The sequence below is a fragment of the Herbaspirillum sp. SJZ107 genome (assembly GCF_006715485.1).
GTDB lineage: Bacteria > Pseudomonadota > Gammaproteobacteria > Burkholderiales > Burkholderiaceae_D > Telluria.
In genome coordinates this window covers 203,902-229,364 of sequence record NZ_VFNH01000003.1, presented here as the reverse complement: position 1 = coordinate 229,364, position 25,463 = coordinate 203,902, and the positions used below count along the sequence as shown (strand labels likewise).

General features: G+C 67.4%; 22 protein-coding genes. 10 read left to right on the top strand and 12 right to left on the bottom strand.

Translation table 11 applies throughout. The features are described 5' to 3' along the window. Positions 1-16: 16 nt before the first annotated feature. The 6 genes from FBX97_RS19125 to FBX97_RS19100 are packed head-to-tail and all read right to left on the bottom strand — an operon-like array spanning position 17 to position 5,307. Positions 17-718 carry an ABC transporter ATP-binding protein gene (locus FBX97_RS19125; protein ID WP_141835200.1) on the bottom strand — a complete coding sequence of 234 codons (702 nt, stop codon included), beginning with the start codon at positions 716-718 and terminating at the stop codon, positions 17-19. Then, on the bottom strand, positions 711-1,421 hold the full coding sequence (locus FBX97_RS19120; protein ID WP_141835197.1) for an ABC transporter ATP-binding protein: 711 nt from the start codon (positions 1,419-1,421) through the stop codon (positions 711-713). Before FBX97_RS19120 ends, FBX97_RS19125 begins: the two co-directional genes overlap by 8 nt. Beyond that, on the bottom strand, positions 1,408-2,361 hold the full coding sequence (locus FBX97_RS19115; RefSeq protein ID WP_141835194.1) for a branched-chain amino acid ABC transporter permease: 954 nt from the start codon (positions 2,359-2,361) through the stop codon (positions 1,408-1,410). Before FBX97_RS19115 ends, FBX97_RS19120 begins: the two co-directional genes overlap by 14 nt. Further along, positions 2,358-3,230 carry a branched-chain amino acid ABC transporter permease gene (locus FBX97_RS19110; RefSeq protein WP_141835191.1) on the bottom strand — a complete coding sequence of 291 codons (873 nt, stop codon included), beginning with the start codon at positions 3,228-3,230 and terminating at the stop codon, positions 2,358-2,360. The genes FBX97_RS19115 and FBX97_RS19110 overlap by 4 nt, the downstream gene beginning before the upstream one ends. Before the next feature lie 60 nt (positions 3,231-3,290). Next, a complete protein-coding gene (locus tag FBX97_RS19105) occupies positions 3,291-4,460 on the bottom strand; it encodes an ABC transporter substrate-binding protein (RefSeq protein WP_141835188.1) in 1,170 nt (389 codons plus the stop codon). Between the two features lie 37 nt (positions 4,461-4,497). Beyond that, positions 4,498-5,307 (bottom strand): IclR family transcriptional regulator, encoded by an 810-nt coding sequence (locus FBX97_RS19100; RefSeq protein ID WP_141835185.1) that lies wholly within the window; start codon positions 5,305-5,307, stop codon positions 4,498-4,500. Positions 5,308-5,617: 310 nt separating this feature from the next. On the opposite strand from FBX97_RS19100, the gene FBX97_RS19095 reads away from it, so the two are divergent. The 6 genes from FBX97_RS19095 (at position 5,618) to FBX97_RS19070 (ending at position 12,980) form a co-directional block, all read left to right on the top strand. Further along, the gene (locus FBX97_RS19095) at positions 5,618-7,738 is read left to right on the top strand and encodes a 3-hydroxyacyl-CoA dehydrogenase NAD-binding domain-containing protein (protein WP_141835182.1); all 2,121 of its coding nucleotides are present in this window, start codon (positions 5,618-5,620) and stop codon (positions 7,736-7,738) included. Between the two features lie 24 nt (positions 7,739-7,762). Continuing rightward, positions 7,763-8,944: an acetyl-CoA C-acyltransferase gene (locus FBX97_RS19090; protein WP_141835179.1), complete on the top strand. Its 1,182-nt coding sequence runs from the start codon at positions 7,763-7,765 to the stop codon at positions 8,942-8,944. A gap of 21 nt (positions 8,945-8,965) precedes the next feature. Then, on the top strand, positions 8,966-10,174 hold the full coding sequence (locus FBX97_RS19085; RefSeq protein ID WP_141835176.1) for an acyl-CoA dehydrogenase family protein: 1,209 nt from the start codon (positions 8,966-8,968) through the stop codon (positions 10,172-10,174). 10 nt (positions 10,175-10,184) lie between these two features. Then, the gene (locus FBX97_RS19080) at positions 10,185-11,327 is read left to right on the top strand and encodes an acyl-CoA dehydrogenase family protein (RefSeq protein ID WP_141835173.1); all 1,143 of its coding nucleotides are present in this window, start codon (positions 10,185-10,187) and stop codon (positions 11,325-11,327) included. Between the two features lie 10 nt (positions 11,328-11,337). Further along, positions 11,338-12,552, top strand: a complete 1,215-nt coding sequence (locus FBX97_RS19075) for a CaiB/BaiF CoA-transferase family protein (RefSeq protein ID WP_141835170.1) — start codon at positions 11,338-11,340, stop codon at positions 12,550-12,552. 86 nt (positions 12,553-12,638) lie between these two features. Continuing rightward, on the top strand, positions 12,639-12,980 hold the full coding sequence (locus FBX97_RS19070) for a CzcE family metal-binding protein (RefSeq protein WP_141835167.1): 342 nt from the start codon (positions 12,639-12,641) through the stop codon (positions 12,978-12,980). Position 12,981: 1 nt separating this feature from the next. Here the strand turns inward: FBX97_RS19070 and FBX97_RS19065 are convergent, their stop codons facing one another. Continuing rightward, positions 12,982-14,061, bottom strand: a complete 1,080-nt coding sequence (locus tag FBX97_RS19065; protein ID WP_141835164.1) for a porin — start codon at positions 14,059-14,061, stop codon at positions 12,982-12,984. A gap of 303 nt (positions 14,062-14,364) precedes the next feature. On the opposite strand from FBX97_RS19065, the gene FBX97_RS19060 reads away from it, so the two are divergent. Continuing rightward, positions 14,365-14,919 (top strand): hypothetical protein, encoded by a 555-nt coding sequence (locus FBX97_RS19060; protein WP_141835159.1) that lies wholly within the window; start codon positions 14,365-14,367, stop codon positions 14,917-14,919. 9 nt (positions 14,920-14,928) lie between these two features. Here FBX97_RS19060 and FBX97_RS19055 read toward each other — a convergent pair whose 3' ends face one another. Continuing rightward, positions 14,929-17,445: a TonB-dependent siderophore receptor gene (locus FBX97_RS19055; protein WP_141835156.1), complete on the bottom strand. Its 2,517-nt coding sequence runs from the start codon at positions 17,443-17,445 to the stop codon at positions 14,929-14,931. Positions 17,446-17,763: 318 nt separating this feature from the next. Here FBX97_RS19055 and FBX97_RS19050 point away from each other — a divergent pair, with 318 nt between their 5' ends. Continuing rightward, positions 17,764-19,275 (top strand): CYTH and CHAD domain-containing protein, encoded by a 1,512-nt coding sequence (locus FBX97_RS19050; protein ID WP_141835153.1) that lies wholly within the window; start codon positions 17,764-17,766, stop codon positions 19,273-19,275. On the opposite strand, the gene FBX97_RS19045 is transcribed toward FBX97_RS19050, so the two are convergent. After that, positions 19,272-19,856, bottom strand: coding sequence for an O-methyltransferase (locus tag FBX97_RS19045; protein WP_141835150.1), 585 nt, complete (start codon positions 19,854-19,856; stop codon positions 19,272-19,274). The genes FBX97_RS19050 and FBX97_RS19045 overlap by 4 nt on opposite strands. A 187-nt stretch (positions 19,857-20,043) precedes the next feature. Next, entirely contained in the window at positions 20,044-21,492 is a 1,449-nt protein-coding gene (locus tag FBX97_RS19040) for a S41 family peptidase (RefSeq protein ID WP_141835148.1), read from the bottom strand. Between the two features lie 224 nt (positions 21,493-21,716). Here FBX97_RS19040 and FBX97_RS19035 point away from each other — a divergent pair, with 224 nt between their 5' ends. Together FBX97_RS19035 and FBX97_RS19030 are read left to right on the top strand one after the other, a co-directional pair. Continuing rightward, the gene (locus FBX97_RS19035; RefSeq protein ID WP_141835145.1) at positions 21,717-23,381 is read left to right on the top strand and encodes an acid phosphatase; all 1,665 of its coding nucleotides are present in this window, start codon (positions 21,717-21,719) and stop codon (positions 23,379-23,381) included. A 223-nt stretch (positions 23,382-23,604) separates the two neighbouring features. Then, positions 23,605-24,360 (top strand): DUF4142 domain-containing protein, encoded by a 756-nt coding sequence (locus FBX97_RS19030; protein WP_141835142.1) that lies wholly within the window; start codon positions 23,605-23,607, stop codon positions 24,358-24,360. Positions 24,361-24,469: 109 nt separating this feature from the next. On the opposite strand, the gene FBX97_RS30235 is transcribed toward FBX97_RS19030, so the two are convergent. Beyond that, a complete protein-coding gene (locus tag FBX97_RS30235) occupies positions 24,470-24,844 on the bottom strand; it encodes a cytochrome c family protein (protein ID WP_255517553.1) in 375 nt (124 codons plus the stop codon). Beyond that, the gene (locus FBX97_RS30230; RefSeq protein WP_255517552.1) at positions 24,841-25,422 is read right to left on the bottom strand and encodes a cytochrome c; all 582 of its coding nucleotides are present in this window, start codon (positions 25,420-25,422) and stop codon (positions 24,841-24,843) included. The genes FBX97_RS30235 and FBX97_RS30230 overlap by 4 nt, the downstream gene beginning before the upstream one ends. Positions 25,423-25,463 lie beyond the last annotated feature (41 nt).

The window sequence follows — 25,463 nt, the reverse complement described above, 5'->3', positions numbered from 1 at the left end:
TCCTCAGCGCGCGAAATCAGCGGGCAAAATACAGTTTGTGCAGGTGGTCGAGGTCGACCTGGGCCGCCGGCTGCGACAGCACGACTTTCCCGCTCTGCATCAGGTACACGTGGTCGGCCACGCCGACCGCGCGGTGCGTGTTCTGCTCCACCAGCACGATGGTGCGCCCGTCCTGCTTGAGACGCCCCAGGATCTCGAACAGTTCGTTGACCATCACCGGCGCCAGGCCGAGCGAAGGCTCGTCGATGATCAGGAGCTCCGGATCGCTCATCAGGCCGCGCGCCATCGCCAGCATCTGCGCTTCGCCGCCGGACAGCGAGCCGGCCAGCTGCTTGCGGCGCTCGCGCAGGCGCGGGAACATCTGGTACGACTTTTCCAGGTTGGCGGCGGCCTTGCTCCGGTGCTGCGGCGCGAATGCGCCCATCATGAGGTTTTCCTCGACCGTCATGTCGCGGAAAGTCATGCGGCCTTCCGGGATCATCGCCATCGAGACGTCGGTCATCTTCCAGGTCGGGGTGCCGGTCAAAGGTGCGCCATTCAGCGAGATCGTGCCTTGCGAGGGCTTGATCAGGCCCATCACCGCGCGCAGCAGCGTGGTCTTGCCGGCGCCGTTGGGGCCGATGATGGTGGTCAGCTTGCCCGGCTGGATGGTGAGCGACAGGTCCCACAGCACGTTGATGGCGCCATAGCCGGCGCGCACGTCCTTTATCTCAAGCATGCTCGGCTCCCGTATAGCTCTTTACCACTTCCGGGTTGCTGAAGACCTCGGCCGGCGTGCCCTCGGCGATCAGCTGGCCGAAGTTCAGCACCGCCACCCGCTGGCACAGGTTGCTGATGGTCTCGATGTCGTGCTCGATGATCAGGATGCCGACCTTGAAGGCTTCGTGCATCTGCTTGAGCATGTTCATGAAGTGGCGCTTGCCGTTGGTTTCCAGGCCGGCCAGCACTTCGTCGAGCAGCAGCAGTTTGGGGTTGGTGGCGAGCGCCTTGGCCACTTCCAGCGCCTTCAGTTCGCTCAATGCGAGGCCGGTGGCGGCATCGCGCCCGGCCTTGGCGCTCAGGTTGGTGAATTCCAGGATCTCGTCGATGCGGCGCGCATCGGTGGTGCCAGTGCCGAAGCGCTGCGCCACCGTCAGGTTCTGGCGCACGGTCAGCTCGTGCATCGGCTGCGGGATCTGGAAGGTGCGGCCGATGCCCATGCGGGCGCGCTGGTACATCGGCGCACGCAGCACGTCGCGGCCGTCGAACACGATGCGCCCGCCGGCGCGCGCCAGGCCGGAGATGGCGTTGAACAGGGTGGTCTTGCCGGCGCCGTTGGCGCCCACCAGGCCGACCACGTCGCCGCTGCCGACTTGCAGCGAGACGTTGTTGACCGCGGTGAGGCCGCCGAAGCGCACCGTGACGTTTTCAAGCTGCAGCATCTTTTTTCCTCATGAACTTGCGCGCCAGCGCCAGCAGGCCGTCCGGGCTGGCGATGATCATTGCGACCAGCACCACGCCCAGCACCAGCTGGTGGCCGGTCGGGATGATGCTTTTCACGACCAGCTGGTCGACCAGGTAGACCACCACGGCGCCGACCAGCGGGCCGATGATGGTGCGGTAGCCGCCGAAGATCGCCGCCACGATCGGGATCGTCACCCACAGCGTGCTGAAGGCGTAGTCCGGCTCCAGGAAGTTGATGTAGTGGACGTTGAAGGCGCCGACGACGCCGCACATGAAGCTCGACACCAGCAGCATCAGGCCCTTGAGCAGGGTGTTGTTCACGCCGACCACGCGGGTGGCGTCGTCGCTGTCGTGCATCGCGCGCAGCGCCAGGCCGTGCGGGCTGCGGCGGATCATGTCGTAGATGGCGGCGAACACCAGCACGATGGTAAGGATCACCAGGTAGTTGCCGGTCTTGCTGCCGAAGTCGAAGCCGGCGATCGCCGGCAGGCGCGGGATGTTGGCGATGCCGGCCGAGCCGCCGGTGACCGAGGTCCATTCGGTGGCGAGGATGCGGAAGATGTGGGCATAGGCCAGGATCGCCAGCGCGAAGTAGGGGCCGCGCAGGCGCAGCACCGGCAGCATCAGGATCGCCGACACGATCGCCGCCACGCCGGCCAGCAGGATCGCCAGGAACACCGGCACCCCATGCTGCATCGTCAGCACCGCCGACGCATAGGCGCCGACGCCAAAGAAGGCCGAGTGGCCGAAGCTGACCATGCCGCCCAGGTTGCCCAGCAGCGCCCACGACAGGGCGATGCCGCCGATGACCAGCGAGGCGATCACCAGGCTCATCACGTAATTGTCGCTGCCGAACACCAGCGGCACCGCCACGTACACCGCCAGCAGCGCGGGAATCAACCATTTATATTGTTTCATCCGCGCCTCCGGGCCGCGCCGAACAGGCCGTTGGGCATCACGAACAGCACCAGCAGGAACAGGCCCATGCCGGCCAGTTCCTGCAGCGCCGAACTGGCCAGGGTCACGGTCAGCGCCTCGGCGATCCCGAGCAGCACCGCGCCGATCAGGACGCCGGGGATCGAGCCGATCCCGGCCAGGACCGTGATGATGAAGGCTTTCACCGTCAGCACGCCGCCGAAGGCCGGGGTGATCACGCCATAGCTGAACAGGGCCACGCCGGCAAAGGCGGCCATGATGCCGGCCACGATGAACGACACCAGTTCGGTGAAGCCGGGATTGATGCCCATCAGCTTGGCGGCGTCGCGGTTGCTCGACACGGCGCGCACCGCGCGCCCGTACCAGCTGCGCGACAGCCACCACCACAGGCCGGCGATCAGCACCACGCTGACGCCGAAGAACAGCACTTCGCTGCGCATGCTGTACAGCGGTCCCACGACAAAGGCTTCCTGCATCCACGAGGAGCTGGTCGCGCGCACGTCGGCGCTCCAGATCAGGAGTGCCAGGTTGGTGATGATGACGCCGACGCCATAGGTCAGCGTCAGCGAGTTGATCTCGCGGTTGGTCTTGATGCGCCCGACCAGCAGGTAGATGCCTGCCGAGGCCAGCGTGACCAGCACCACCGCCACCGGGATCGCCAGCAGCGGATTGACGCCCAGTTTGCTCTCCACCGTATAGCCGATGTAGGCGGCCAGCAGCACCAGCTCGCCGTGCGCCAGGTTAATCACCTTCATGGCGCCGAACACCAGCGCCAGCCCGAGTGCGATCAGGGCGTAGGACCCGCCCTGCAGCAACCCGGAATACAAGGACTGCATGATCAATTCAGTCATTTCTGCATTCCATTCCCGTTGACTTCAGGCGGGACTGGCCCGCCCGTTCCATCGCTGCGCTTACCAGGGGACGCCAGGGTATGCCGGCTTGGCGGTGGCGGCTTCCTTCGGCCACACCAGCGCCACGCCCTTGCCCTGGTGCTGGCCCATGCGTTGCGTGAAATTCGGGTTGTCGCCGTTGGCGTTGAACTGGACGCGGCCGATCAGGGTCTGGCGGTCGGTCTTGCGCATTTCCTCGGCCACGCCGCCCTTCTTGAGCGTGCCCTTGTCGGCAGCGCGCGCGATCGCTTCGAACAGCAGCATCGACTGCACGTAGCCGAACTGGCCGAGGTAGTCGGGTTCCTTGTTGTACAGCTTGCGGTAGCCGTCGGCGAAAGCCTTGCCGTCCGGCGTGCTGAAGGCAACCGGGTAGGGCAGCACGGCGGTGCCGTACACGTTCGGCATCAGGTCGGGGAAGTCGGCCGCCATCTTGGGCGTGGCCAGCGACCACACGCCGGCGATGCCTTTCACGGAAGGCTTGAGCACGCGCGCGGCGCGCAGGATGCCGACGTAGTCGTTTTCGTAGCCCACCATGACGATGAATTCGGAACGGTCGCGCAGCTTGACCTTGTTGATGATCGGCTTGAAGTCGGTGATCGCCGGGTCGAACGCATGCATCTCGACCTTCACGCCCTTGCCGCCGAGGGTCTTCTGCACCGCAGTGGCCAGGCCCTGGGTCGCTTCCTTGGTCGAGTGGATGATCGACACCGACTTGACGTTCAGGTCGCCCAGCAGGCCGACCAGCGCCTTCTGGTAGCCGGCGGTGTTATTGATGCGGAAGAAGTTCTTGCGGCCGCCGTTGACCAGGCTGTCGTCGACGCCGCCCGAGCTGACGTAGACCAGGTTCAGCTTGCCGGCGGCATCCGCGGCCGGCGCGATGTTGTTCGAGCCGTAGCCGCCGGTGATCGCCACCACGTTCTGGCTGGCCAGCTTCTCGACCGCCGCCACCGCCTTGGCCGGCGCCGACTCGTCGTCGACGGTGACCAGCTTGATGGTGTGCTTGCCGTTGGTCTTGTTGAAGACCTCGGCGGCGACGCGGATGCCTTCCTGGGTACCCATGCCGACCCGGGCCAGCGGCCCGGTCAGCGGAATCTCGACGCCGACCAGCAGTTCGTCGGCATGGGCCGCACCCATGGCGGCCGCCGCGCTTGCGACGACCGCGGCGACGGCGATCATTCTTGCTTTGTTCATTGTCTCCACCTCTCTAATAGGTTTGAATAGTCGGGCATCAGTCGATATGACGGCCCATGCTCACTTCCACGTTGCGCACCATCTGCACCAGGCGCGGTCCGAGATCCTCCACCAGCCGCTCGCGCGGCAGCAGGAAGGCCGGGCCGCCGCAATTGAAGGCCACCGTGCGCGCCGGATCGGGGTCGACCAGCGGCACGCCGACGGCGCTGATGTTGGCGTCCCACAGGCCGGACGACAGGCAGAAGCCGCGGTCCTGGTAGTCCTTGAAACTCTGTTCGATGTCGGCCTTGATCTTCGGCCAGTTGGCCTCGGTATGCATCCGGATGTGATCCATCAGGAAGTCGCGCTCGTCCTGGGGCAGGCCGCACAAATACGCCTTGCCCATCGCCGTGGTGGCCAGCGGGATGCGCGAGCCGGCATCGCGGCGCAGGGTGACGGCGGCGCTGCCGCGGCAGGCTTCCACATACACCATGTTCAGGCGGTCGCGGATGCCGGTGGCCACGCTGCACTGGGCATACTCGGCCAGCGCCTGCATGCCGGGACGCGCCAGCTTGCGCACGTCGAGGTTGGCCAGCAGGGTGTGGCCGAGCGCCAGCACGGCGGCGCCGAGCTGGTAGCGGCCCTGGTCGGCGGCGTAGTTCAGGTAGCCGAGGCGGGTCAGCGTGTAGGTCAGGCGCGAGATGGTCGGCTTGGGCATGCCGGTGCGTTTCGCCATCTCGCTGTTGCTGAGGGCCGCTTCGCCGGGCCGGAAGCAGCGCAGGATCTCGAGGCCGCGCGCCAGCGCCGTCACGAACTGGCGGTCCTTGGCGATGTCCTCGTCGTCGAATGACCGGATGTCGTCATTCATGTCGCATGTCTCCTCGATCCCGTCGTGATCTCGTGTCGTGGTCCCGTGCTCGTCGCGCTGCCGCTACGGCCGGGTTGAACTGATGTTCACACACACAAAAGATCAGTGTCAACAGTTTTGTGAAATGACGGTTCGCTGTGCGGAACTGCATTTTGTCATTACGTGTTGCATCTGCGGCGACGCCGTGATTTCCGGCTCACGTAGCGGCTTTACATCGTCAAACGAAATGCGGTATCGTTGGCTCCGCCTGAAATGCAAAACACAATTCCGCACAGCGAACCAAGCAAAGCAAAAACAAGGAGATAGATTGATGAGTTCCGGGGCACCCAACGCCGTCGTCCGGCGCGAGCAGCGCGGCGACGTCCTGCTGGTCACTATCGACAACCCGCCGGTCAACGCCCTCGGCGCCGACGTGCGCGCCGGCCTGCTGGCGGCGATCGAGGCAGCCGACGCCGATCCGGCGGTGGCCGCCGTGCTGATCGCCGGCAGCGGCCGCACCTTCATCGGCGGCGCCGACATCCGCGAATTCGGCAAGCCGCCGCTGCCGCCGGCCTTGCCCGACGTCTGCAACCGCATCGAAGCCTGCACCAAGCCGGTGGTCGCCGCCATCCACGGCCCGGCCCTCGGCGGCGGCCTCGAAGTGGCGCTGGCCGCCCACTACCGCATCGCGCTGCCGGCGGCGAAAGTGGGCCTGCCCGAAGTGCAGCTCGGCCTGCTGCCGGGCGCCGGCGGCACCCAGCGCACCCCGCGCCTGGTCGGCGCCGCGGCGGCGCTCGAAATGATGCTCAGCGGCCGCCACCTGGGCGCCGCCGAAGCGCACAAGCTCGGGCTGGTCGACCGCCTGGCCGGAGAGGGCGACCCGATCGAGGCCGGTCTGGCGTATGCGCGCGAACTGCTGGCGCAGGGCGCGCCGGTGCGCCGCACGCGCGATGCTGCAGCGCTGGCCGACCGCGACACGCAAGGCGCCGCCATCGAGCAGGCACGTACGGACACTGCAAAGAAATCGCGCGGCCTGTTCTCGCCTTTGAAAATCGTGGAAGCGGTGCAGGGCGCCGTCGACCTGCCGTTCGACGAGGGCCTGGCGCTGGAACGCAAGCTGTTCCTGGAATGCCTGGACAGCCCGCAGCGCGCCGGCCTGGTGCACGCCTTCTTTGCCGAGCGCGAAGCGGCCAAGTCGCCCGAGACGCAATCGAGCCAGCCGCGCCCGGTCGCGCGCATCGGCGTGGTCGGCGGCGGCACCATGGGCGCCGGCATTGCCGTCTCCTGCCTGGATGCCGGCCTGCCGGTGACCATGATCGAGCGCGACGAGGAGGCGCTGGCACGCGGCCGCGCCAATGTCGACAAGGTGTATGCCGGCCTGGTGGCCAAGGGCCGCATGACGGAAGACGCGCGCAGCGCCGTGATGGCGCGCTGGAACGGCAGCACCGCCTACGACGCCCTGGCGGACGCCGACCTCGTCATCGAAGCGGTGTTCGAGGACATGGACGTCAAGAAGGCGGTGTTCGCTGAGCTCGACCGCGTCTGCAAGCCGGGTGCGGTGCTCGCCACCAACACCTCCTACCTCGACATCGACGCGCTGGCCGCTTCCATTTCTCGCCCGCAGGACGTGATCGGCCTGCACTTCTTCTCGCCGGCAAACATCATGAAGCTGCTGGAGATCGTGGTGCCGGCCAAGGTGTCTGCGGACGTCGTCGCCACCGCCTTCGAGCTGGCCAAAAAGCTGCGCAAGACCCCGGTGCGCGCCGGCGTGTGCGACGGCTTCATCGGCAACCGCATCCTGGCCGTGTACCGCCAGGCGGCCGACGCCATGATGGAAAACGGCGCCTCACCCTACCAGATCGACAAGGCGGTGCGCGACTTCGGCTTCCCGATGGGTCCCTACCAGATGTCGGACCTGGCCGGCGGCGACATCGGCTGGGCCACGCGCAAGCGCCGCGCCCCCACGCGCGATCCGCGCGCCCGCTACGTGCAGATCGCCGACCGCCTGTGCGAACGCGGCTGGTTCGGCCAGAAGACCGGGCGCGGCTACTATCTGTATGAAGGCGGCGCCCGCACCGGCACGCCCGACCCGGAAGTCGGCGCCATCGTCGACGCCGAGCGCCAGCGTGCCGGCGTCACGCCGCGCAGCTTCACGGATGAGGAGATCATGCGCCGCTACATGGCCGCGATGATCAACGAAGGCGCCAAGGTGGTGGCCGAGAAGATCGCGCTGCGTCCGCTCGACGTCGACGTCACCTTCGTGCACGGCTACGGCTTCCCGCGCTACCGCGGCGGTCCGATGAAGTATGCCGACACCGTCGGCCTGCCGCAGGTGCTGGCCGACATCCGCGCGTTCGCCAAGGAAGACCCGCTGTTCTGGCAACCGGCGCCGCTGCTGGTCGAGCTGGTCGAGCGCGGCGCCGATTTCGCCAGCCTGAACCAGACCAAATAAACAATACACCACCGGAGACTCGCCATGCGCGAAGCCGTCATCGTTTCAACCGCCCGCACGCCGCTGACCAAGGCGCACCGCGGCGAATTCAACATCACCTCGGGGCCGGCGCTCGCCAGCTTCGCGGTGCGCGCCGCGGTCGAACGCGCGCGCATCGACCCGGCCAGCATCGAGGACATGATCCTCGGCTGCGGCTACCCGGAAGGCACCACCGGCCGCAACGTCGCGCGCCAGACCGTGATCCGCGCCGGCTTGCCGATCTCGATCGCCGGCGCCACCGTCAACCGTTTCTGCGCCTCCGGCCTGCAGGCGATCGCGATCGCGGCCGGCCGCATCGTCGTCGACGGCGCCCCGGCCATGATCGCCGGCGGCGTCGAGAGCATCTCGCAGATCCGCTCGCGCGACGACGGCAATTCCGGCATGGACCCGTGGATCCAGCAGCACAAGCCGGACCTCTACATGGCGATGATCGACACCGCCGACGTGGTCGCCGCCCGCTACGGCATCTCGCGCGAAGCCCAGGACCGCTTCTCGGCCGAGAGCCAGCGGCGCACCGAGGAAGCACAGCTGGCCGGCCGCTACAAGGACGAGATCGTCGCATGCACCACCACGATGGCGGTCAAGGACAAGGAAACCGGCGCCGTCTCCCAGGTTGAGGTGACGGTCGACCAGGACACCTGCAACCGCCGCGGCACCACCTACGAGGCGCTGGCCAAGCTGGCGCCGGTGATGGGGGCGGATAAATTCGTCACCGCCGGCAATGCGTCGCAGCTGTCGGACGGCGCTTCGGCCTGCGTGATGATGGAAGCCAAGGCCGCCGAGCGCGCCGGCCTGAATCCGCTGGGCGCTTTCCGCGGCCTGGCGCTGGCCGGCTGCGAGCCCGACGAAATGGGCATCGGCCCGGTATTCGCGGTGCCCAAGCTGCTCGAACGCCACGGTCTCAAAGTCGACGACATCGACCTCTGGGAGCTGAACGAAGCCTTTGCCTCGCAGTGGATCTATTGCCAGCAGCGCCTCGGCATCCCGTCGGAACGCCTGAACGTGAACGGCGGCGCGATCTCGATCGGCCACCCGTTCGGCATGACCGGTGCGCGCCTGGCCGGGCACGTGCTGCTGGAAGGCCGGCGGCGCGGCGCGAAGTATGCCGTGGTCACGATGTGCGTCGCCGGCGGCATGGGTGCGGCCGGCCTGTTCGAGATTTATTGATCGTACGAGTACGAGGATTCCATGGACCTGAATTTCACCCCCGAAGAAGAAGCCTTCCGCGCCGAAGTGCGCGCCTTCCTGGCCGAGAAGCTCCCCCAACGCCTGTCCGACAAGGTCGCCAACGGCAAGCACTTGAGCAAGGCCGACATGCAGGAATGGCACGCCATCCTGAACGAGCGCGGCTGGCTGGCCAACCACTGGCCCGAGGAATACGGCGGCCCGGGCTGGACCGCCGTCGAAAAATTCATTTTCGAGAACGAGTGCGCGCTGGCGAATGCGCCGCGCATCGTGCCCTTCGGCGTCAACATGCTGGGCCCGGTGCTGATCAAGTACGGCAACGAAGCGCAGAAGCGCTATTGGCTGCCGCGCATCCTCGACGGGTCCGACTGGTGGTGCCAGGGCTATTCGGAACCGGGCGCCGGCTCCGACCTGGCGGCGGTCAAGACCACCGCCGTGCGCGGCGTCGATGCGCAGGGCGAGCACTACATCGTCAACGGCCAGAAGACCTGGACCACGCTCGGCCAGCACGCCAACATGATCTTCTGCCTGGTGCGCACCGACCGCGAGGCCAAGAAGCAGGAAGGCATCAGCTTCCTGCTGATCGACATGAACACGCCCGGCGTCGAAGTGCGCCCGATCGTCCTGCTCGACGGCGAGCATGAAGTCAATGAAGTCTTCTTTACCGACGTCCGCGTGCCGGTCGACAACCTGGTCGGCCAGGAAAACCGCGGCTGGACCTGCGCCAAGTACCTGCTGACCTACGAGCGCACCAACATCGCCGGCGTCGGCTTCTCGGTGGCCGGGCTGGAACGCCTGAAGCGCATTGCCTTTGAACAGACCCGCAACGGCAAGCCGCTGCTGGACGACCCGGCATTCGCGGCGCGCCTGGCGCGGGTCGAGATCGACCTCGAGAACATGAAGACCACCAACCTGCGCGTGATCGCGGCGGTCGCCGGCGGCGGCGTGCCGGGTGCGGAAAGCTCGATGCTGAAGATCCGCGGCACCGAGATCCGCCAGGAGATCAATGCGCTGGCACGCCGCGCGATGGGCGTGTATGCGCGCCCGTTCAGCCAGGACATGCTGGACGCCGCCTACGACGGCCCGCAGTTCGGCCCGGACTTCGCGGCAGCCGCCTCGGCCCAGTACTTCAACAACCGCAAGCTGTCGATCTTCGGCGGCTCCAACGAAATCCAGAAGAACATCATCTCCAAGATGATCCTCGGACTGTGAGGGCAAGACCATGAACTTCGAACACACTGAAGAACGGCGCATGCTGGCGGACAGCCTGAACCGCTTTATCGCCGAACAGTACGGCTTCGAGACGCGCGATCGCATCGCCGCATCAAGCGAGGGATATTCCAAAGCCATGTGGCAGCAGTTCGCCGAGCTGGGCGTGATCGGCGCCCTGCTGCGCGAAGAGGATGGCGGCTTCGGCGGCGGCGGTTTCGACATCGCCGTGGTGTTCGAGGCGCTCGGCCGCGGCCTGGTGATCGAGCCCTTCCTCGGCAGCGCGGTGCTGGCCGCCGAGGCCATCGCCGCCGCCGGCAGCGACGAGCAGAAGGCCCGGCTGGCATCCATCGCCGACGGCAGCGCCATCGCCGGCTTTGCCCACGACGAACCGGAAACGCATTACGAACTGGCGCGGGTGCAGACGCGCGCCGAACGGGGCGGCGAGGGCTGGGTATTGAACGGCGCCAAGGCCGTGGTGGCGCAGGGCGAAGCGGCGGACTGGTTCGTGGTGTCGGCACGCAGCGCCGGCGCCGTCGACGACGAAGCCGGCATCTCGCTGTTCCTGGTGGCCAGGGATGCGCCTGGCGTGCAGATCGTGGGATCGCCGACCATCGACGGCGGCCGCGTGGCCGAGCTGCGTTTCAACGACGTCCAGCTGGACGCCGGCGCGCTGCTGGGCGCAGAGGGGCAGGGCTACGCGGTGCTGGAACGCGCCGTCGGCCGCGGCGTGCTGGCGCTGTGCGCGGAAAGCCTGGGCGCGATGGAAGCGGCCAAGGCCGCGACCCTGGACTACCTGCGCACCCGCAAGCAGTTCGGCGTGCCGATCGGCAGCTTCCAGGCGCTGCAGCACCGCATGGCCGACCTGCTGCTGGAAATCGAGCAGGCGCGTTCGGCGGTGATCAATGCCGCGGCCGTGCTGGACGGCGACCGTATCGTGCGCGAGCGCGCGCTGTCGGCGGCCAAGGCCAGCATCGGCCGCATCGGCACCCTGGTGGCCGAGGAATGCATCCAGCTGCACGGCGGCATCGGCATGACCTGGGAACTGCCGCTGGCCCACTACGCCAAGCGCCTGGTGATGATCGATCACCAGCTCGGTGACGAAGACCATCACCTGGCGCGCTACATCGCGCTCGGCCGCCGCCTGGCGGCGTGAGGGGACGACCGTGACCACCGATAGCAAGCTGGGCAAGCTGCCGCTGGCGGGCGTGCGGGTGCTCGACCTGTCGCGCGTGCTGGCCGGTCCCTGGTGCGCCATGGCGCTGGGCGACCTTGGCGCCGAAGTGATCAAGGTCGAGCATCCGCAGCGCGGCGACGACACGCGCGACTGGGGCATGCGCATCGGCTCCACCGAGACCGCCTATTTCAATAGCGTCAACCGCAACAAGCGCTCGGTGTGCCTGGACCTGAAGACGCCGGAAGGCCAGGAACTGGCGCGTGCGCTGATCCGCAAGAGCGACGTCGTGATCCAGAACTTCAAGTTCGGCGACATCGAGCGGCTCGGCCTCGGCTACGAGGAGATGAGCAAGGAACAGCCCGGCCTCGTGTACTGCTCGATCACCGGCTACGACCGCACCGGCCCGGAAGCGGCGCGTCCCGGCTACGACCTGGTGATCCAGGGCGAGGCCGGCCTGATGGCGCTGAACGGCGAGCCGACCCAGCCGCCGCTGAAATTCGGCGTCGCCGCGGTCGACATGATGACCGGGATGTATGCGGCCCAGGCCGTGCTGGCGGCGCTGTTCCAGCGCGAAAAGACGGGGCAGGGGCGCCACGTCGGCATGGCGCTGTTCGACTGCGGCCTGATGATCAGCGCCTACTACGGCCTGGAAGCCCTGCTGCGCGGGAACGATCCGCCGCGCTTCGGCAATGGCCACCCGTCGATCATGCCGTATGGCGTGTACGAGGCGGCGGACGGTCCGCTGGTGGTCGCGGTCGGCAACAACGGCCAGTACCTGCGCTTCTGCACCGACGTGATCGACCGCCCGGATCTCGCCAGCGACGAGCGTTTTAGAACCAACATCACGCGCACCGTGCACCGCGACGAGCTGATGCCGGAAATCCGGCGCGAACTGGCCTCGCGCAAGCGCGCCGAGCTGCTCGAGCGCATGAGCAAGGTCGGTATCCCGTGCGGCGAAGTGGCGGGCCTGCACGAGGCGCTGACCTCGCGCCGCGCGGTCGAGGGCGGGCTGGTGAACACGATGGACCACCCGGAAGTGGGCAGCGTGCACGTGATGGCGTCGCCCTACCGGTTCGACGGCGAGCGGCTGCCGGTACGGCGGGCGCCGCCGCAACTGGGGGAGGGCACGCAGGAAGTGCTGCGCGATCTGCTGGGGCTGGACGAGGACAGGCTGGCCGGGCTGAAGGCACGCGGCGTGGTGTGAAAGGCGCCGGGAACTCGTGGCGGGCGCATGGCCTCCAACGGTAACCCGGCCAGCACGGCCGGGCGCCGGTTTTGGCGGAGCGTGCCATGCGACTGTTCGTCTGTTCCTTCCTTGCGCTGCTGGGCGCCTGCGCCCCGGTCCAGCAGCGCGCCGACCTGCTCGGCATGGCGATCCCGGCATCCGCCGCCGCCCACAGCGTGGTCATCACCCCTGACACCCGCTGGGTCAACGTCACCGGCGGCGACACCGTCCGCTTCGTGGCCGGCGGCAGCGAATTCGGCTGGGACTTCCACGTGTCGCCGCTGGTGCAGGTGTTCGACCTGAACCGGGTGGCGCCGCCCGGCGTGCTGGGCCGGCCACTGCCGGTCTACGTCGACCCCGATCCGAACTACAGCATCGGCGGCGACTGGCGCGCGCCGCCGCATTAGCTCAGAAGAAGTGCTGCATACCCGTCGTAAAGCGTTTCGCCGAATCGCTGCCGACCGCGACGTAGTTCTGCGCCAGGTCGACCTGGGTGGCGGTGACGACGTTACCGGTGCGCGCGGCCCCGATCGTGGCATAGAGGTTGCTGCGCTTGCTGAGCGCGTACTTGGCGATCACGATGGCCTCCTGCGCGTCGTCGTTCATGTCGCCGGTGCGGCGGATGTTGTAGGCGGCGGCGGTCAGGGTCACGGCCGGCGCCACCAGGTAGTCGGCGCCGACGCCGAATACGCTGATCTTGCGGCGTGTGGTGTCGACGCGACTGGTGCTATAGGTCGAGCGCAGCGTGACGCGCGATCGGACGTAGCGTGCGCCGACGATGTAGGACTTGACTTCCTCGCCAGCGGTGATGTTCTTCATGCGCGTAGCCACGGCGGCCACGTTGAGCGGACCGGTATGATAGAAGCCCGCCACGCTTTCATACTTGTTTTTCTCGGTCGAGCCGGGCTGCTCGCCGAAGGCGCGCATCACGGCGAAGCCGAAGTTCTTGTAGTACGGGGAGGTGTACCTGATCGAGTTACTCTGGCGCACGGCCGAGCCGCCATTGTTGGCGCCGTAGGCCCCGAAGGCAGGGGCGCTGTTCCCCGCCGAAAACAGAATGTTCGGGTTGCTCGCTGCGAACGCCACGCCCTGCGGATCGGTCGGGATGATCGCAATCATGGAGAGGGAATTCTGTCGTCCCATGTTGACAGCGCCGAAACCGCCGCTCAGGCCAACCGTCGCTTCACGGTCGAACAGCGCGGTCGTGGAGGGGGTCCCGGTCGGTACGCCTGCCCCGCCGACATCGTTCTGCAGCAAGCCTTCGAGGCCGAAGCGCGCCTTCAGGCCGCCGCCAAGGTTTTCCTCGCCGCGAAAGCCCCAGCGCGAGGGCAGCATTTGACCCGGTTCGACCAAGGTGCGGGTGCCGTTGCTGTTGATGACCCGGCTGATGCCGGCGTCGATAATCCCGTACACGGTGACATTCGATTGCGCGGACGCGTTCGACATGGAGACACCAAGCACCGCGAGTGCGGCGAAAGTCTTTTTCATTGCGTTTCCTGGTTTATCAGCTTGCGCTTGCCGGCGCTTGCTTTTCGTATCATGTGTTCTATATCTTGCTTCGTGGAACTGTCGTTACACGGCCCCGCACTTTATTTACTCTTGTATGTACTGTCAATAAAAATCATTCAGCAAAACAACAGCTTATGAATGCCGCAACATGTCAGACGTACATGTTTTCAGTGCGATATCGGCCGCCATGCCTGCACGCGCGCGGGAACTCGCGGCGACGGCGCGGCCTCCAACGGTGACCCGGCCTGGGTAGCGCCTGCCCAGGCCGCGAGGAGACGCAACATGAACCTGCTGCTGGCATTCGCCCCCTTCATCGTCTTCGTGGTCGCCGAGCGCCTGGCCGGCATCGCCGCCGGGCTGGGCGCCGCCGCCGCCGTCTCGGCCTACCTGCTGATCCGCGACCTGCTCACGCCCGGGCGCGGCATCAAGCTGCTCGAACTCGGCACCTTCTTCCTGTTCGGCCTGCTCACCCTGTATGCGCTGGCGATGCACCCGCAATGGCCGATCGCCGCCGTGCGCCTGCGCGTGGACGCCGGCCTGATGCTGATCGTGCTGGCTTCGATGGTGCTGCGCCAGCCGTTCTCGCTGCAGTACGCGCGCGAGCAGGTAGCGCGCGAGCACTGGGACAGTCCCGCGTTCCTGCGCGTGAATTACGTGATCAGCGCAGCCTGGGCGGCCGCTTTCGGCGTGCTGGTGCTGGCCGACCTGATGATGGTCTACGTGCCGGCGCTGCCGCACGCCGGCAGCCTGGTGGCGACGGTGGCGGCGCTGGCCGCGGCGGCCTGGTTCACAGGCTGGTACCCGGCGCAGCGCCGGCACATGCCGACGCACACCTGATCGCGCGATTTACAGCGTCACGTCGACCCGCGCATACCACGAGCGCCCGTTGATGCCGAACGGGCAGGTCTCCCAGCAGTAGGTGAAGCCCAGCTGCGGGAAGGGGGCGGCGCGCACCGGGTCCCATTTGGTCGGGAAGGTGTTGAACAGGTTGTTGGCGCCGACGGTCAGGCTGGTGGCCTTGCTGACGTTGTAGCGCAGCGTCGCGTCCAGGATCCACTTCGCATCCCAGGTCTGCACGAATGGTGCCGTAAAGCCCTGGCCCTGCACTTCGCCGTAGTAATTGGCACGGACGTTGCCGTTCCAGGCGCCGCGCGTGTAGTCGGCCGACAGTACGTGGTGCTGGCGTGGCTGGCCGCGTTCGATCAGGGTCACCTGGGCGTCGTCGAACAGCTGGGTGCCGCTCAGGACCGGCGAGTCGGAGTGGCGGCCCACCACCTTGGTGCGGTTGAAATCGAACTGGCCGGACAGCACCAGCGTCGATCCCGGCCAGCGCGTGGTGTGCTCGGCGACGATGTCGAGGCCACGCGTCCGGGTGTCGATGGCGTTGGTGAAGAACTGCGCCTGGCCGACCTTCAGCGGATCGAGGATGGCGCGGATCGGGCAGGCCGCCGCGGTCGCGCAGGCGCCGGATTCGGGGGCGATGTTGGACGAGAACACGATGCGGTCGTCGATGTCGATGCCCCACAGGTCGGCCGTCAGCGAGAAGTTCGGCATCGGCCGCAGCACCAGGCCGACGCTGGCGTTCTTCGAGGTCTCCTGCTTCAGGTTGGGGATGCCGAAGGCGCGCGTCACGGTGCTGCCTTCGCGTGCGGTGAGCGTTTCGGTCAGCACGCCGGCCGCGTTCAGGTTGGTCGAGACCGAGCTGTAGAACTTCTGCTGCACGCCGGGTGCACGGAAGCCGGTCGAGACGGTGGAGCGCAGGCCGACGGTCTTCGACGGATCGTAGCGCAGCGACAACTTGCCGGTGGTGGTGCTGCCGAAGTCCGAGTATTTTTCCCAGCGCACGGCAGCGCCCAGCAGCAGTTCGCGCGTCAGCTTGTGTTCGGCATCCAGGTAGAGCGCGATGTTGTGGCGGCTGTCGTCGACCACGGTGGCCGGCGTGTAGCCGGGGAAGCCCTGGGTGCCGGAGGCCGCCACGCCGCCCGTCTGGTCGCGGATCACGATCGCCGGATTGTTGGTGCGGCCGTACTGGTAGGAGACCGGATCGCCGGCATCGATGCCGTAGCCGTCGCGGCGGTATTCGAAACCGGTGGCGAACGAGATCTCGCGCCCGCCGATCCGGATCGGGCCGCGCAGGTCGGCGTTGACGGTGGTCTGCCTGAATTTCAAGGCCCCGGTATCCGCCTCCAGCGGCGACTCGGCGTAGATGCCGCCGCCCGGCTTCGGCTCGTACCAGTAGCTGATGTTGATGGTTTCCTTTTCATGGAAATCGAGCTCGCTGCGGCCGTGGTTGAGCGACAGGTCGGCTTTCCAGCCATCGGCCAGGTCGCGCCGGTAGCCGACCGCGAACGAGCCGTCCTTGACCGTGGTGCGGATGTTCGGCAGGAAGCCGTTCGGGTACACCGAAGGCACGTTGCGGCCGTCCTCGGCGGTGCGGAAGAAGCCGGCCGAATCGCCGGTCCGGTGCGAGACGCCGCCAAAGCTGTAGAACTCGCCGCCGGCGGCCGGCAGCGCCGCGTTCCACCAGAAGTACTTGTCCTTGGCCAGGCTGTCGCCGATGCGCTGGGTGACGCGCGGCGGATCGACGCGCAGGGTGTCGAGGCCGGCGCGGTTGGTCTCGCCGCGGCGGCGGCCTTCGACGGTGAGGTTGACGTAGCCGCCGTCGCCGATCGCCCAGCCGGTGTTGGCACTGGCCGAGCGCAGCGCGCCGCCGCCTTCGGTGGCGCCGCCGACGCTGCCGGACAGCTGGGTGCTGCCGGTCTGCTGCTTGAGCACGATGTTGATCACGCCGGCGATGGCATCCGAGCCGTACTGGGCGGCGGCGCCGTCGCGCAGCACTTCGATGCGCTGGATCGCCGACATCGGGATCGCATTGATGTCGGTGCCGGCCGAACCGCGGCCGATGGTCTGCTGCACGTTGACCAGCGCCTGCTGGTGGCGGCGCTTGCCGTTGACCAGCACCAGCAGCTGGTCGGGGCCGAGCGAGCGCAGCGTGGCCGGGCGGATGATGTCGGTGCCGTCGCTGATGAAGGTCGACGAGAAATTGAAGGAGGGGTCGAGCGTCTGCAGCAGCTTGCCCAGCTCCAGCGGTCCGGCCATCTGCATGTCCTTGAGGCTGATCAGGCCGACCGGCGCGGCGGCATCGAGGGCGGTGCGGGCAGCGCCGCGCGAGCCGAGCACGATCACCGAGGCGGTGGCGGGGGTAGCGTCGGCCGCGGGCGTCGCAGCCGGGGCCGCAGCGGCGGCGGACGTACCGGCAGGCGCATCGGCGGCCTGCTGGGACCAGGCCGGCGCAAACGCCAGCAGCAGGGAAGCAGCGAGCAGGGTACGGGTAAAACCGGGCAAGGCTGTAGGAGTCGTCATCCTGGATCTCTCATCGTCGTTATCGGATGCCGTCTTGCACCGGGATGGTGCAGGTTCGGCGCGAGCCCAGTCTAGCGAGACCAGTCGGATATGGACAAATGTTAACTAAAATGTGTTGCAAATAAGTAAAATAATGACGATTTCTATTGTGCGTACTAGGCAAGCACAGCTATTCTGCTTAGTCTGACCCGCGTTGTCGCTCTTTCATGAATGTGACATTTCGCGAGAAACCTCCTCCCTCCTTCTGCGTGCGCCATACTGCTGACACAAACAGGCGTTAGCATGCCCGGAGCCGTGAGCACAATCTAAGGAGAATGAATGGAAGCCGAAATCAAGCTGGCCCTCGATGCCGCCGGCGTGGCGCAGGTCAGGAAACTGCCGGTCCTGCGCGAACACGCCGTGTCCGAACCCCGCGAACAGGAACACGTCGACCGCTACTACGACAGCAGCGGCTTCGACCTGCTGCGCCACGGTTTCGCCCTGCGCGTGCGCAGCGCCGGCAGCCGCCATGTGCAGACGCTCAAGGGCGGCGGCAGCGCGCTGGCCGGCCTGCACCAGCGCACCGAGCTCGAGAGCGAGATCGATACCGAGGCGCCCGACCTCGACCTGTTCGCACGCCAGCTGCGCGACGTGCTGCCGCACCTGGCGAAGGAGGGCTTGCCGGCGCTGGCGCCGGTATTCGTCAACCGCAGCAAGCGCAGCAGCTGGATGATCGCGCTGCCGGACGGTGTGCAGATCGAGTGCGCGCTCGACGTCGGCGAATTGCAGCATGGCGAGCGCAGCGTTCCGGTGCGCGAGCTGGAACTGGAAATCAAGCAGGGGCCGCCCGCGGTCCTGTACGGGCTGGCGCAGCAGGTGCATGCGGCGCTGCCGGTGCATCTCGAGCACGTCAGCAAGGCCGAACGCGGCTATGTGCTGGCCGGGGCGGTGAAGCCCAAGGCGGTCAAGGCGACCCCGGTCGCATTGCGGCGCAAGGCCAGCATGGGCGAGGCGCTGGGCGCGATCCTGGCCAACTGCCTGGAGCAGATGGGCGCCAACGAACGCGGCGTGATCGCCGGCGACGTCGAGAGCCTGCACCAGATGCGGGTCGGCCTGCGCCGCCTGCGCGCCGCGCTGGCGATGGTGCGCGACATGATCCAGCTGCCGGAAGCCGTCGGCGCCGACATCGAATGGCTGGCCGGCGAACTGGGCGACGCCCGCAACTGGGACGTGTTCATCGAATCCGTATTGCCCGCCCTGCCGCTGCCCGAGGCGCACCGGCCGGGCATGGAGCGGGTGCTGGTGGCCTCGCGCGAAGAAGCCGAGCGCCATCGCAACAAGGTCAAGGCGGCGGTGGGCAGTGCGCGCTACACCGCGCTGCTGCTGGCGCTGGGCGCCTGGATCGCCGGCGAAGGGTGGAAGCAGGCCGGCCTGCCGTCGGAACCGCTGGCGCAGGCCGTGCGCAAGGCGGCCCCGCAGCTGGTCCAGCACGCCGCCGCGCGCGTGCGCAAGCGCGCCCGCGCCTACGACCTGCACCGCCCCGAATGCCTGCACAAGGTGCGCATCGCGGCCAAGAAGGAACGCTATGCGCGCGAGTTCTTCGACGCCGTGGGCCACGGCAAGCGTGCGGCACGCCGCCACGACCTGCTGGCCGGCATGCAGGACGAACTGGGCACGATCAACGACAGCGCGGTGGCGCGCGAGCTGGTGGCGCAGCTGCGCGACCGGGTGCCGCAGGAAGTGGCGCTGCTGGGCTTCATCGAGGGCGTGCTGGCCGAGCGCGAGGCGGATGCCTTGCCGCGCGCGCGCCGGCATGTGAAGGCGCGCCTGCGGGACAAGGCGCGGTTCTAGGCCTTCACCGCCAAGAACTCCCCTTTACCGACCGGCACCAGGCTGGTGCTGAACCCGCCATCGGCCGCGACCGCCGCCATGAAATCCGCCATCTCGTGCGCATGCGAGGTGGCGTTGTCGACCACCAGCAGGCCGCCGGCGCGCAGGACCCGCTTCAGGTGCGGCCACCAGCCGGGATAGGCGCTGCGCTGCGAATCGAGGAACACCAGGTCGAAGCCGGCGTCGTCCAGCGTTGCCAGCAGCGCGCCGGCATCGCCTTCGTGCTGGGTGATGCGGCCGGCGAGTCCCGCGCGGGCGAAGTTGGTGCGCGCCAGTGCGATCTTTTCAGGCGACAGCTCCACCGTGGTCACTGCGCCGCCGATGGCAGCGGCCGCGTCGGCCAGCCACAGTGTCGAATAGCCGTTCGAGGTGCCGATTTCGAGGATGCGGCGGGCTTGCGTGGCTTTCACCAGCAGCGCCAGGAATGCGCCGGTGTCCGGCGTGATGTTGAGCATGCGGGTGGCGCGGTTGGCGCTATCGCCGTCGTGGGCGTCGCCGAAGGCGGCCAGTTCGTCGAGCAGGGTCTTGAGGCTGGGGTTCAAAGCGGTCTCCTGGTTGAGACCACCATCCTGCCACAACACACTGTGAATATGGTGCCGGTATCTTTTCCTACCGCCGACGCCGGTAGGGCGGCCGTGCCGCCGTGTCCCGCTGGGGAGACAAGGCACATTGTGGCGGCCGAATGTGACATCCGTTTGACGCCGTCGTGACGTTTGCGTGACGCTCGCCTCAAGGCACGCCGGCGCTGGCGGGCTTCAGGTCCGCCGCCAGTTTCTGCAGCAGTCCGGCCAGCGACGGCCCATGCGCCTGTTCCGGCGCAAGCAGGCCGAGTGCCGCCTGCAGGGCCTTGTCGTCGCGGCTGCCGAAGGTGCGCGTGCTCTCCACCGGTTCGCGGGCGCTTGCCGCGGCCACCGCCTGTGCGCCATCCGCCGGCGGCAGGTGGTTGGCCAGGTCGGCCTCGCGCAGCATCGGCTCGTCGTCCGCGCCGGCGGGCGGGGCCACGGCGACGTCGGGCGTCACGCCGCGCGCCTGGATCTCGTGGCCCTTGGGCGTGAAGTAGCGCGCCACCGTGAACTTGATGCCGTCGTCCGCGCCCAGCGGAACCACCGACTGGATCGAGCCTTTGCCGAAGGTGCGGCTGCCGACGATGGTGGCGCGGCGGTTGTCCTGCAGCGCGCCGGCCACCAGTTCCGCAGCCGAGGCCGAGGCGCCGTTGACCAGCACCGTCAGCGGCACGGTGCGGGTCCAGGCGGGCAGGCCGTCCAGCACGTCGGCCTCGCCCTGCTCGCGGTAGTAGCGCGGGTCGACGGTCACGGTGGCGTTGGCGCCGGGCGCGTTGCCGCGCGCGCTGAAGACCACGCTGCCCGGCGCCAGGAAGGCGCCGGCGACGCCGACCGCGGCCGGCACCAGCCCGCCCGGGTCGTTGCGCAGGTCGAGGACCAGGCCGCGTGGCGGCGACTTGCCGTCGAGCTTCTTCAGCGCCGCCGCCAGGTCGGACCCGGTGGCGCCGCCGAATGCCGAGATGCGGATCCAGGCCAGCCCCGGCGCCGCCATGCGCGCGGTCACGGTGGCGTCGTGCAGCGCCGCGCGCGTGATGCGCAGCGTATGCGGCTTGCCTTCGCGGCTGCTGCCTTGCATCAGGCCCACCGTCACCACGCTGCCCGGCGCGCCACGCATGCGCCGCCCGACCTCGCTGCTGGACAGGCCGGCCAGGGCGGTGCCGTCGATCGAGGCGATGACGTCGCCGGCGCGGATGCCGGCGCGGGCGGCAGGGCTGCCGGCGCCGGCCGATACCACGCGCATGCGGTCGCGGTCGAGCTGGACCTCGATGCCGATGCCGACGTATTCGCCCGAATTCTCGCGGTCGAGGTCGCGCATGTCCTCGCTGTTCATGTACTGGGAATGGGCGTCGAGCGAGCCCAGCATGCCGGCGATGGCGCCGTCGAACAGTTTTTTGTCGTCGGCCTGGCCGACGTAATTGCGCTTGATCAGGGCGTAGGCGGCCAGCAGCTTTTCCATTTCCTCCTGCGGCAGGGGCAGGGAACTGGTCACGGTCGCTGTCGAGGCGGGGGCCGGGGCCGGGATCGATTCGGCAGCCCGTGCCGGCAGCGTGCAGGCCAGTACGGTGGCGACAGCCGCGGCAACGGCGGCGGACTTGCGATGCGGGGTGGGTGTCATGCGTGCTCCTTTTCCATGCAGGCATTCTCGCGCGCCGGGCTGTTAATCGATGTAAGGCGCAGGTAAATGGAAGTAAAGGCGCGACGTAAACACAGCCGCCAGTGTGTCCATGCCTCATAGGCAACGCCCGGCAGTCGCCCGCTTCTGGTACTTGTTCCTTACGGCAAAATGCACCGATAATCATTCCTTTGCGGCGACGCGCCGCCGTCTTCAGGAGCCATTCCGTGCAAGATCACGACCAAGACCCGGCCAAGCAGGCCGACCAGCCGGCCAGCCCGGCACGCCGCCGCATTTTCCAGGCCGCTGCCGCGGTCGGCCTCGGCACCCAGCTACCCGTCACGCAGGCCGCGGCCCCGGCCAGGGCACGCAAGCCGGCAGCAGGCTCGCTGGATGCCAAGCTCAAGGCGCACGTCAAGAACGTGGTCGTGATCTACCTGGAAAACCGCAGCTTCAACAACCTGTTCGCCGACTTCCCGGGCCTGGCCCAGCCGCTGTCCGCGGTACCGGCGGCGGCCACGGTGCAGCGCGACCGCGACGGGTCGGTCCTGGGCGAACTGCCGAAGATCTGGGGCGGCATGGTGCCGGCACGCCAGAACATCGGCGGCAAGGATTACCTGATCAAGGAAGACGACATCCAGCACCTGCCGAATGCGCCGTTCAAGCTGACGGACGGTGCCGGCAAGCCGCTGCCGGAAGGCCTGGTCACGCGCGACCTGGTGCACGCCTTCTATCACAACCAGATGCAGATCAACGGCGGCAAGAACGACGCCTTCGTGGCGTATGGCGACAGCGGTGGACTGGTGATGGGTCATTACGGCGAGACCCGCAAGAACCTGGGCCTGTGGCAGATCGCCGGCGAGTACACGCTGTGCGACAACTTCTTCATGGCGGCCTTCGGCGGCTCCTACCTGAACCACCAGTTCCTGATCAGCGGCCGCGTGCCCGAATACTTCAACGCCAAGGATACCCCGGCCAAGCGCAAGATCGCGGTGCTGGAAGACGGTCCGCAGGGCATGCGCCTGGCGCTGGCGCCGGATTCGCCGAAGTCGGCGCTGGAAGGCAAGCCGAAATTCGTCAACAACGGCGCCATCACGCCGGATGGCTACGCGGTCAACACCATGGCGCCACCCTACCAGCCGAGCTGGGTGCGTCCGGCGCCGGGCGGCGATGTCGCCAGCGCCGATCCGCAGGATCCATCGGTGCTGCCGCCGCAAACCTACGACACCATCGGCGACCTGCTGTCGCGCCAGGGCGTCAGCTGGGCCTGGTATGGCGGCGGCTTCCAGGCGGCCCTGGACGGCCGCGGCGAAGGCACGCGTCCGAACTTCCAGTTCCACCACCAGCCCTTCAATTACTTCAAGCAATTCGCGCCGGGCACCGCCGCGCGCGCCGAGCACCTGCGCGACGGCGGCCTGGGCGACAGCCCGATCTCGAACAAGTTCATCGCCGACGCCATCGCCGGCAAGCTGCCGGCCGTCACCTTCTACAAGCCGCAGGGCAACCTCAACCTCCACGCCGGCTATTCCGACATCGAGTCGGGCGACGCCCACGTCGCCAACGTGATCGAGCACCTGAAAAAGTCGCCGCAATGGCAGGACATGGTGGTGGTGATCACCTTCGACGAGAACGGCGGCTGGTGGGACCACGTAGCGCCGCCCAAAGGCGACCGCTGGGGTCCGGGCTCGCGCATCCCGGCGATCGTGGTCTCGCCATACGCCAGGAAGGGCGCGGTCGACCACAATTTCTACGACACGACCTCGATCATGCGTTTCATCACGCGCCTGCACGGCCTGCCGCTGCTGGACAGCCTGGCGGCACGCGACGCCGCTTTTGCGGCACGCGGTGCGCGCGGGCCGGGCGACCTGAGCGCCACCCTCAGCTTCCGCTGAGCCCGGTTTTACGGCATCTCCAAGCGGCCCTCGAGGCCGCTTTTTTGCGTCTTGCGCATTTATTGCATATATAAAGTTGCCTACCGGCTAACGTGCGCTGTGTAGAAACTCGGCGCACTACACTCTGCCATGGCCGTTGTCATTAGAACACGTGCTTGCGCGCGGTATGGAGCCACTTAGCCGCCAAACGCCAACTTTCATATCCACGAATCAGGAGAGCAAAATGCAAAAGAACAAAACCTTGAAAGGGCTGCTGGCTGTGTCGGCAGTCGCCGCCATGTTCAGCGCCTTCGGCGTCCAGGCGCAGACCGCCACCACCAGCACCAATCCGAACCAGGCCGGCAAGGTCAGCAAGGATGGCGCAATGGACAACACCAACAGCACCGGCATGGAATCGCGCAATACCGCGTCCGGCATGACCCACAGTGCCGGTAGCGTCAACAACGGCGCCATGCAGAGCGGTTCGACCGCTGCTGCCGGCCAGACCGCCGCCGGCGGCACCGCTGCCGCAGCCGGCGCCAAGCTGAGCGCAGGCGACCAGAAAGCCCTGAAGGACATGGCGATGGCCGACATGGCCGAAGTCGCCACCGGCAAGCTGGCCGTCAGCAAGGCCCAGAGCGCCGAGGTGAAAGCCTTCGGCCAGCAGATGGTCGACGACCACGGCCAGGCCCTGGCCAAGGTGCAGTCCGTGGCCCAGGCCCGTGGCGTGACCCTGCCGACCGAACTCGATGCCAAGCACAAGGCGATGTCGGCCAAGCTGGAAAAACTGAGCGGTGCCGACTTCGACAAGGCCTACATGGCCGGCGCCGGCGTGAAGGACCACAAGGACACCCACGCCAAGCTGATGAGCGACGCCAAGAAGATCAAGGATCCGGACGTCAAGGCCGTGGCCGACCAGCACATGCCGGTGGTCGAGCAGCACCTGAAGGCCGCCCAGCAGATGGCATCCACCAAGTCGGGTACCACCTCGGGCAAATAAGCCCCGGGCCGGTTCATAGGTTGTAAAGGGAAGGGCGGCACCCGGTGAGCGACCGGGTGCCGCCTGCTGCCGTTTACGATTCCGTTTCCTGTGCTGTTCCGTGCACGGATCAGTCCAGCGTCAGCAGATAGGCGCTGATGTCGCGCGCATCCTTTTCGCTCACGCCCAGGTTCGGCATCGCGGTGGTCGGATCGATCGCCTGCGGGTCGCGGATCCAGTGCATCAGGTTGGCCTGGTTGTTGAGCAGGTTGCCGGCAATGAAGGGGCGCTTGCCCAGGCCTTCGAGCGGACGGCCGACGAAGGTGTCGGAACCGATCACGCCAGGGATCTTGTGGCAGGACTGGCAGGCATACTGGGTCAGTGCCAGCTTGCCCAGGCCGGGGTCGCCGACGACGCCCGGCGGCGGCTTGGGACCGCTGTCGCAGCCGGCCAGCAGGCAGGCCGATGCGGCCAGCAAGGCCGCGAAGGTGCGCAGCGTCTTCATCGTGCTTCTCCTGCTGCCGGGTCGCGTGCCTGCGCCTGGTCCTCGGCAGGCGCCATCGCGGTCAGCGTCTTGTAATCGGCCACGGTCATTGCCGGCATCCGGTTCATGAAGGCGACCACCGCCCAGGTGTCGGCATCGCTCAGGCGGAATTCCCAAGCCGGCATGCCGCTCATCTTGACGCCGTGGCGCGTGATCCAGTACAGCTCGCGCGATTGCCAGCGCATGGCGGCATCGACCAGCGGACCGGGCGCCGGCTGCATGCTCAGGCCGTGGATATTCGGGGCGACGCCGGGACCGCCATGGCACTGGGCGCAATTGTCGCGATACACGAGAGCGCCGCGCGCGACGTCGGCCTGGCCCAGCGCCGGCACCGCCACCTTGCGCGCGTGGTGCTGCACCGAGTAGCGCATCGCCTGTTCCAGGCCCTTGTAGACGATGCCGAAGTGGGACGTGGTGGCGCCGATGTTGTACCAGCCGGCGCGCCAGACGACCAGGCCGGTGGCTGCGCTCAGGGTGCCCGCGGCCAGCAGGGTCAGCACGGCGGTCTTGACGATCAAACGGGTGGATGCCTCAGCCATCAAAATATTGTCAAAAAGTATCGTGTCAAAAAGATATAAAT

Excerpts from the sequence above, each read along its gene's own strand:
- FBX97_RS19125 (WP_141835200.1), bottom strand. The coding sequence starts at position 718 with ATGCTTGAGATAAAGGACGTGCGCGCCGGCTATGGCGCCATCAACGTG.
- FBX97_RS19120 (WP_141835197.1), bottom strand. The coding sequence starts at position 1,421 with ATGCTGCAGCTTGAAAACGTCACGGTGCGCTTCGGCGGCCTCACCGCG.
- FBX97_RS19115 (WP_141835194.1), bottom strand. The coding sequence starts at position 2,361 with ATGAAACAATATAAATGGTTGATTCCCGCGCTGCTGGCGGTGTACGTG.
- FBX97_RS19110 (WP_141835191.1), bottom strand. The coding sequence starts at position 3,230 with ATGACTGAATTGATCATGCAGTCCTTGTATTCCGGGTTGCTGCAGGGC.
- FBX97_RS19105 (WP_141835188.1), bottom strand. The coding sequence starts at position 4,460 with ATGAACAAAGCAAGAATGATCGCCGTCGCCGCGGTCGTCGCAAGCGCG.
- FBX97_RS19100 (WP_141835185.1), bottom strand. The coding sequence starts at position 5,307 with ATGAATGACGACATCCGGTCATTCGACGACGAGGACATCGCCAAGGAC.
- FBX97_RS19095 (WP_141835182.1), top strand. The coding sequence starts at position 5,618 with ATGAGTTCCGGGGCACCCAACGCCGTCGTCCGGCGCGAGCAGCGCGGC.
- FBX97_RS19090 (WP_141835179.1), top strand. The coding sequence starts at position 7,763 with ATGCGCGAAGCCGTCATCGTTTCAACCGCCCGCACGCCGCTGACCAAG.
- FBX97_RS19085 (WP_141835176.1), top strand. The coding sequence starts at position 8,966 with ATGGACCTGAATTTCACCCCCGAAGAAGAAGCCTTCCGCGCCGAAGTG.
- FBX97_RS19080 (WP_141835173.1), top strand. The coding sequence starts at position 10,185 with ATGAACTTCGAACACACTGAAGAACGGCGCATGCTGGCGGACAGCCTG.
- FBX97_RS19070 (WP_141835167.1), top strand. The coding sequence starts at position 12,639 with ATGCGACTGTTCGTCTGTTCCTTCCTTGCGCTGCTGGGCGCCTGCGCC.
- FBX97_RS19065 (WP_141835164.1), bottom strand. The coding sequence starts at position 14,061 with ATGAAAAAGACTTTCGCCGCACTCGCGGTGCTTGGTGTCTCCATGTCG.
- FBX97_RS19060 (WP_141835159.1), top strand. The coding sequence starts at position 14,365 with ATGAACCTGCTGCTGGCATTCGCCCCCTTCATCGTCTTCGTGGTCGCC.
- FBX97_RS19055 (WP_141835156.1), bottom strand. The coding sequence starts at position 17,445 with ATGACGACTCCTACAGCCTTGCCCGGTTTTACCCGTACCCTGCTCGCT.
- FBX97_RS19050 (WP_141835153.1), top strand. The coding sequence starts at position 17,764 with ATGGAAGCCGAAATCAAGCTGGCCCTCGATGCCGCCGGCGTGGCGCAG.
- FBX97_RS19040 (WP_141835148.1), bottom strand. The coding sequence starts at position 21,492 with ATGACACCCACCCCGCATCGCAAGTCCGCCGCCGTTGCCGCGGCTGTC.
- FBX97_RS19030 (WP_141835142.1), top strand. The coding sequence starts at position 23,605 with ATGCAAAAGAACAAAACCTTGAAAGGGCTGCTGGCTGTGTCGGCAGTC.
- FBX97_RS30235 (WP_255517553.1), bottom strand. The coding sequence starts at position 24,844 with ATGAAGACGCTGCGCACCTTCGCGGCCTTGCTGGCCGCATCGGCCTGC.
- FBX97_RS30230 (WP_255517552.1), bottom strand. The coding sequence starts at position 25,422 with ATGGCTGAGGCATCCACCCGTTTGATCGTCAAGACCGCCGTGCTGACC.